Annotated in this window: 6 protein-coding genes; 4 read left to right on the top strand and 2 right to left on the bottom strand. The window is 69.9% G+C overall.

Translation table 11 applies throughout. The features are described from left to right. Positions 1 to 221: 221 nt before the first annotated feature. Positions 222 to 1340 carry a LacI family DNA-binding transcriptional regulator gene (locus tag ICC28_RS39105; RefSeq protein WP_188293630.1) on the bottom strand — a complete coding sequence of 373 codons (1119 nt, stop codon included), beginning with the start codon at positions 1338 to 1340 and terminating at the stop codon, positions 222 to 224. 90 nt (positions 1341 to 1430) lie between these two features. Further along, on the bottom strand, positions 1431 to 2441 hold the full coding sequence (locus tag ICC28_RS39100; RefSeq protein WP_188293629.1) for a LacI family DNA-binding transcriptional regulator: 1011 nt from the start codon (positions 2439 to 2441) through the stop codon (positions 1431 to 1433). A 370-nt stretch (positions 2442 to 2811) separates the two neighbouring features. On the opposite strand from ICC28_RS39100, the gene ICC28_RS39095 reads away from it, so the two are divergent. The 4 genes from ICC28_RS39095 to ICC28_RS39080 are packed head-to-tail and all read left to right on the top strand — an operon-like array spanning position 2812 to position 6867. Then, positions 2812 to 4008: an extracellular solute-binding protein gene (locus ICC28_RS39095; protein WP_188293628.1), complete on the top strand. Its 1197-nt coding sequence runs from the start codon at positions 2812 to 2814 to the stop codon at positions 4006 to 4008. Positions 4009 to 4013: 5 nt separating this feature from the next. Beyond that, entirely contained in the window at positions 4014 to 5114 is a 1101-nt protein-coding gene (locus tag ICC28_RS39090; protein ID WP_188293627.1) for an ABC transporter ATP-binding protein, read from the top strand. Then, entirely contained in the window at positions 5111 to 6034 is a 924-nt protein-coding gene (locus tag ICC28_RS39085) for a sugar ABC transporter permease (RefSeq protein WP_317454179.1), read from the top strand. Before ICC28_RS39090 ends, ICC28_RS39085 begins: the two co-directional genes overlap by 4 nt. Beyond that, positions 6031 to 6867 carry an ABC transporter permease gene (locus ICC28_RS39080; protein ID WP_188293626.1) on the top strand — a complete coding sequence of 279 codons (837 nt, stop codon included), beginning with the start codon at positions 6031 to 6033 and terminating at the stop codon, positions 6865 to 6867. Before ICC28_RS39085 ends, ICC28_RS39080 begins: the two co-directional genes overlap by 4 nt. The last annotated feature ends 11 nt before the right edge of the window (positions 6868 to 6878 follow it).

The following is a 6878-nucleotide window of genomic DNA, read 5'->3' as shown; positions in this document are numbered from 1 at the left end:
TAACGCTCGATGCGGCGGGAGCGCTACCGCGTACTGCTCTCGGCCGCGCGTGCCGCTGCCCGCTCGTGGGGCGGCACCGGCCGGGGCGAAACGCGTCGTCCGCGATCTCACCCCGCCCGCAGTGCTCCACCGGCCGCCGGTGAGATCCGTCCCAGGCGTCGACTACACACGGTCACCTTCAACGCGGCGAGCGGCCAGGTCTGCTGGGCAGACGGGCGCGCCTACGTGGACGGCTCGGGCGCCGCACGGTCGGATGTCTGCGCGCGGGGCGTGCTCTCGCGGACGTGCACGGTCGTGGGGATGCGTAGCAGGGGCGCTTCGTCGTCGGACGGCGCGAGCCCTACGGCCGCGGCCCCGGCCGCGCCGAGGGGTACCGCGACGGTGGTCAGCGCGGGCACGATGTCGATCGCCGGGCCGATGTCGTCGAAGCCGGCGACGGCGATGTCACGGCCCGGTTCCAGGCCCGCGTCGCGCAGTGCGGTCATCGCGCCGATCGCCATGGTGTCGTTGACCGCGAAGATCAGGTCAATGCCGTCCAGGCCCCGTTCGATGAGTTCGCGGGCCGCGTCGTAGCCTCCGCTGCGGGTGAACTGGGTGTGTACGACTACGTGGTCCTCCTTCTTGATGCCGGATGCGCGCAGGCCGACGGCGAACCCCTCGCGTCGGTCGAGAGAGGTCTTGATGCGGTCGGGGCCGCAGATGATCGCATACCGTCGGTAGCCGGCCCCGGCCATAGCGCGGGCCAGGGTCTCCGCTCCGTGTGCGTTGTCGACGGTGACGGTGGGGAAGGGCAGGCCCGGCTGGCTGATCAGGACCACACGGCCCCCGGTGGCCCGGTACTGCGTGAGTTCGTCGACCAGTTCCCGCTCGGTCTCGACGTCGTCGATCCGGCTCCCCGCGAGGACGATGATCTGCGGACGGTGGCCGCGCAGCCCCCTGACGAGTTCCAGTTCACGGCGGGGGGACCGGTCGGCGACGGCCATGGTGACGACGAGCCCGTTCGCGTCCGCCGCGTCTGTGATGCCGGCGGCGATGGCGGAGTAATAGGGGTCGGCCACGTCACTCACCACCAGTGCCACGGTCTGGGTCGATCCCTTGGCGGTGGCCTGCGCCGAGGCGTTGGGCACATAGCCGAGCCTGGCAGCGGCGGCGCGCACCCGCGCGAGGTTCTCCGACCGGACGCCGCGGCTGCCGCCGTTGAGGGCCCGGGAGGCGGTGGCGAGGGAAACCCGTGCTTCCGCGGCGACATCCTGCAGGGTGACGGATGAGGATTCCGGATCGATGGCCCGGTTGCGGAGGGGCGTCGCGTCGGATTCGAACCTGTTGTCCCGTACGGACATCGGGCGCTGTTCACCGCCAGTAACTGTAGAGGTCAGGGATGGCAATCGTTTTCCGCAGTGTGGCCGCAGGGTGTCGCCACGTCAAGGTTGTCACCTCCGGGTGCCCCTCGGCCTGGTGCTGTCACGGACGACCAGATGACCCTGGACGGTCAGGGTCGTCGGTTCGTGACGGTCGGCCAGTGCCATCCGGATGGCGGTCGTCCCCATGTCCGTCAGCGGCAGCGCGACCGTGGTCAACTGGGGGGTCACGTCGACCGCGAGCTGGATGTCGTCGATTCCCGTCACCGAGACGTCATGGGGCACGCCGACGCCGGCCGCGCGGAGTGCCGACATCGCGCCGATGGCGACCGCGTCGTTCACGGCGAGGACCGCGTCGATCGCCGCCATCCCCTGGCCGGCCAGTTCGCGGGCGGCTTCGAAGCCACCCCGGCGGTCGCCGGTACAGCTCACCGCGCGGATGGCCGCGGCCGGGACGCCCGTGTCGGTCAGCCCCTCGATGAAGCCGGCGGCGCGCGCCGAGAGGTTCGCCGTGCCCTGTTCGGACCCGAGGATCACCACCTCGCGATGACCGGACTGCCCGATGTAGTCGCCCACGCAGTACCCGGCACCGTGGTTGTCCAGGTCGATCGAGTCGAACTCCTCCACCGCGGTGCCGACGACGACGACCCGGCCGCCCTCGCGCTCGTAGGCCCGCAGTTCCCTCAGCAGCCGGTCTTCGAGCCGGTGGCCCTGCAGGCGGCCGGAGGTGAGAACCAGCGCCCTGGGCCGCAGGCCCCGTAGCAGCCGGACCGTCTGCAGTTGTCTGTCCGGGGTCGCGCGGGTCGAGGAGACGGTGACGAACGCGCCCGACTTCCGAGCCTGCCTCTCCATCGCCGAGACCACCATGCCCATGGAGGGGGTGGTCAGGTCGTCCGCGATCAGTGCGATCGCCTCACTGGTGCGACGCATGGCCCGTGCGGACGCGTTGAGCGTGTAGCGCAGGTCCGCGGCGGCCGTGCGCACGCGTTCGGCGGTCGCGGGCGACACCGAATGGGTGCTGCCTCCCAGGACGCGGGAGGCCGTGGTGATCGAGACGCCTGCTGCGGCAGCGACGTCACGCAACGTGACAGGAGATCTGGTTCCTTCGGGCATCGGGCTGTCTCCTCAGGTGTCGGACGACCGACCGCGCAACTGCGCGCAACGGGACGATACTTGATCGGGAACGCCGACGAGCGTCCTGCCGGCGATCCTGCCTCCCATGACGGGGAAGGCGCCAGTGATCGCGTTTGGCCAGTTCGCAGTCTGTCGAGCGGCACGGTGATCCGCTTCGGCGGCATCGTGCCCAGGCGCGGACGAACACGTTCCGATCTCATGACGAGACAGTGTCGACGCGTCCATTGACACACATTCGGGGTCGGCCCTACGGTCCGGAAAGCGATTTCCTTCGCCGCCGCCGGGCACTGGAGCCCGGTGATTGAGGAAGGCCTGTCCCATGAAGATCAGATCAGCCGTCCGTGTAGCCGGCCTCCTGGCCGCAGCCCTGGTCACCTCGGCCTGCGCGACGCCCGACACGCAGTCTCTGCCCGAAGCACCGGCTTCGGCCCCCGCGCTGCCCGACTCCCCGGTCAAGCTGAACATCCTGGACGTGTCGGGCGACCTGGCCCACATGCAGCCGGTGATCGAGAACTACAAGAAGGCGCACCCCGAGCTCGTCTCCGGCATCACCTACGAGACGGGCGCGCCCGCCGACGTGGCCGGCAAGCTCGCCGCCCAGCAGGCCGCCGGCCGCGTCTCGATCGACATCGTGCTGACTGGCATCGAAGGCCTGTCCAACATGCGCGCGCAGAAGACGCTGGTGCAGCTCACGCCGGCCTACGAGTCGGCCGTGCCCGCGCTGTCCTCGCAGCTCACCGAGGCGGGTTCGGTGATGCAGAAGGCGGGCGGCGGGTACGGCATCACCGACTCCGCCGACGCCAACGGCCCGCTGCTGACCTACTCCAAGTCCCGCGTCGGCACCCCGCCCGCCACGCCGGAGGAGTTGCTGGCCTGGGCCAAGAAGCACCCCGGCAAGTTCAGCTACGCCAACCCGACCGGCGGTTCCGGCCCGGCCAACCAGTTCATCGACGCGCTGCCGCACATGCTCGGCGACACCAACCCGGACGATCCCAAGACCTGGGACAAGACCTGGGCCTACCTGGCCGAGCTCAACAAGTACACCGGTACCTACTACGCGAAGACCTCCGAGTCCTTCGACGCGGTCACCAAGGGCGCCATCGACATGACGCTCACCTCGGGCGGCTGGGACCAGCAGCAGCACGCCAACGGCACCCTGGGCAAGGACATCGAGGTCGCCGCCTTCGACGATCCCAAGCTCGTCATCGAGGGCCGGTACGTCACGGTGCCGCGCGGCGTCGAGGCGGACAAGCTGGCCGTGGTCCTCGACCTGGCCAAGTGGATGCTCAAGCCGGACCAGCAGGCGCTCACCTACGCCCTGCACGGCAGCGGCTTCCCGGTCAAGGGCGTCACGCCCGACCTGGCGCCGGCGGACATCGCGGCGGTGTTCGAGAAGTACGGCAGGCCCGAGCTGGTCGAGAAGCTCCAGAAGGGGACGCCGATCGCCCCGATGGCGGGTACGAACGTGCAGGCCAAGTTCGCGGAGTGGAACGAGAAGATCGGATCGAAGAAGTGAGTCGCGTGGCAACCTTCGGAGAGCTGCGGATCGACGGGCTCGGCCGCCGCTTCCCCAACGGTTTCACCGCCCTGGACGGGCTCGACCTCACCGTGAAGGGGGGCGAGTTCATCGCCCTCCTCGGCCCGTCGGGCTGCGGCAAGTCCACCGCGCTGAACCTGCTGGCCGGGCTGCTGGAGCCGACCAGCGGGTCGATCTGGATCGACGAGCACCGGGTGGACACACTGCCGTCGGAGAAGCGCAACTTCGGCATGGTCTTCCAGAACTACGCGCTCTTCCCGCACCTGACGGTCGCCGAGAACGTCGGGTTCGGACTCCGGATGCGCAAGGTGGGCAAGGCCGAGCGCGCCGAGCGGGTCCGCAAGGCGCTCGACCTCGTGCAGTTGGTCGAGCAGGCGGACAAGCATCCCGGGCAGCTCTCCGGTGGGCAGCAACAGCGGGTTGCCATCGCCCGCGCGATCGTGGTCGAGCCCCGACTCGTGCTCATGGACGAGCCCTTGTCCAACCTGGACGCCAAGCTGCGGCTCGACATGCGCACCGAGATCCGGCTGCTGCACCAGGAACTCGGCCTCACCACCGTGTACGTCACCCACGACCAGGCCGAGGCGCTGTCCCTGGCCGACCGGCTGGTGGTCATGCGCAGCGGAGTGGTGCAGCAGATCGGCACCCCGTCGGAGGTGTACGAGAGCCCGGCCAACGCCTTCGTCGCCGCGTTCGTCGGCTACCGCAACGCGCTGCCGGCCCGGATGACCGGGGGATCCGCCGAGGTCGCCGGGCTCGGATGGGCGTTCCCCTGCGAGCGCGCGCAAGGGGCCGACGGCGACGCGGTCGCCATGATCCGCCCGGACGACCTGCTCATCGGCGGCCCGGAGACCAGCAGGCCGATCCCGCTCACCGTGCGGGTGTGCGAGTACCAGGGCCGGACGTTCACGGTCGAGGGCCGTACCGCCGACGGCACGGTGGTGCACGCGAACTCCCTGGAGCCCCTCGCGCCGGGCACGACCGTCGACGCCGGCGTACAACCGGAGCGGATCCAGGTCTTCCCGGCCGACGGTGCGGCCGGCGCGCAGGAACTGGCCCTGGTCGCGAGCGGGGAACAGTCGTGAGCGCCGCCGCCGCGACCCCGCAGGGCGTCCGAGGCCGGGAAGGCGCGCGGGCGTGGGCCCGTGCGCGGGGGATCACCCCGGTGCTGTGGCTGGTCGTCCCCGGCGTGCTGTTCATGCTGCTGTTCTTCGTCTACCCGCTGTTCTACGGGGTCGGCCTGTCGTTCCAGGGCAAGGACGGTCCCCTCTCCGCCTACCAGGCGTTCTTCGACAACCGGCTGCTCAACAACCAGGGCAGCCGCGAGTCGGTGGTCATCACGCTGCAGCTCGCGCTGCTGGCGTCACTGATCAACGTGGGGGCGGCGCTGCCCATCGCCTATCGGATGCGTGGTCCGGTGCGCGGCAAGCGGGTCATCACCGCCGTGGTGCTCATCCCGATGACCCTCGGGACGGTGTTCGTCGCCTCGGCGATGAACAACTTCCTCGGCCCCGCGGGCTGGTTCAACAAGGCGCTGGTGACCGTCGGGCTGGTCGACAAGCCGCTGGAGCTGACCGGCAACTTCCTCGGCGTGCTGCTGTCGCTGGTGATCAGCGGCTTCCCGTTCGCGTTCCTGCTGATGCTCGGCTACGCCTCGGGCATCGACCCGAGCCTGGAGAAGGCCGCCGCCGTGCTCGGCGCGGACGCCCGGGCCAGGTTCCGGCTGATCGCGCTGCCGCTCCTGCTGCCGGGACTGACCATCACGTTCTGCCTGTCGTTCGTGCTCGCGTTCGGCGTGTTCCCCTCGGCGACCCTGGTCGGCAACGACGCGGGACCCACCCGGGTGCTGTCCAAGATCGCCTACACCGAGTACACCAACGCGCAGTACGCCACCGCGTCGGCCACGGCGGTGATCATGGCGGTCATCCAACTGGCGGTGATCGGCCTGGTGTTCGGCCTGCGCAGCAGGCTCTACCGCGGCTCCACCGCAGGGGGTAAAGGATGAGCGCCGAGATCAGCGCCCGCCGTCGATTCACCGTCACCGGCGCGGTCACCTGGACGGGACTGTGGACGTTCATCGGCGGCCTGCTGGTCGCCGTGCTGGTGGTCGTCCTGGCGTCGTTCACCCAGCAGCTCAGCAGCGGATGGCTGCCGGGAGAACTCACCACCAGGTGGTACTCCGGCGCCTGGTCCTACTTCGACCTGCCGACTCTGCTGACCACGACACTGATCGTCGCGGTCACGGTGGTGGCGCTGTCGCTCCTGGTGGCGATCCCGACGGCCTTCGCCCTGTCCAGGCTGGACTTCCCCGGCAAGCGCCTGGTGCTGCTGCTGTTCCTGGTGCCGCAGGTCATCCCGACCATGAGCTACGCGGTGCCGCTGGCCACGCTGGTGTACCAGCTGCGGCTCAACGACACCATCGCCGGGCTCGTGCTGGTGAACCTGGTGCCCGCGCTGCCCTTCGCCGTCCTGGTCCTCATCCCGTTCGTGGACCAGATCGACCCCCGCGTCGAGGACGCCGCCCGCGTGTTCGGCGCGGGGATGCGGCAGGTGTTCCTGCGGGTGCTGGCCCCGCTGATGGTCCCCGGACTGCTGGCCGCGGGTGTGCTGGTCCTCGTCCGGGTGGTCGGCCAGTTCGAGCTGACGTTCCTGGTCGCGGGGCCCAACAGCCAGACCATCGTGGTCGCCCTGTTCGGGGCGTCCCTGCAAGCCGGTCAGCTGCCCTCGCAGCAGATCGACGCCATGGCCGTCGTCTACATGCTCACCACGCTCGTCCTGCTCATGATCGCCCTGCGGTTCGTCGACCCGACGTCCGTCGCCGCACGCAACCGCCGTTGAGGAAGTAGCTC

Source organism: Streptomyces sp. TRM68416, from assembly GCF_014596915.1.
Lineage (GTDB): Bacteria > Actinomycetota > Actinomycetes > Streptomycetales > Streptomycetaceae > Streptomyces.
This window is presented reverse-complemented; position numbering and strand designations above follow the sequence as displayed.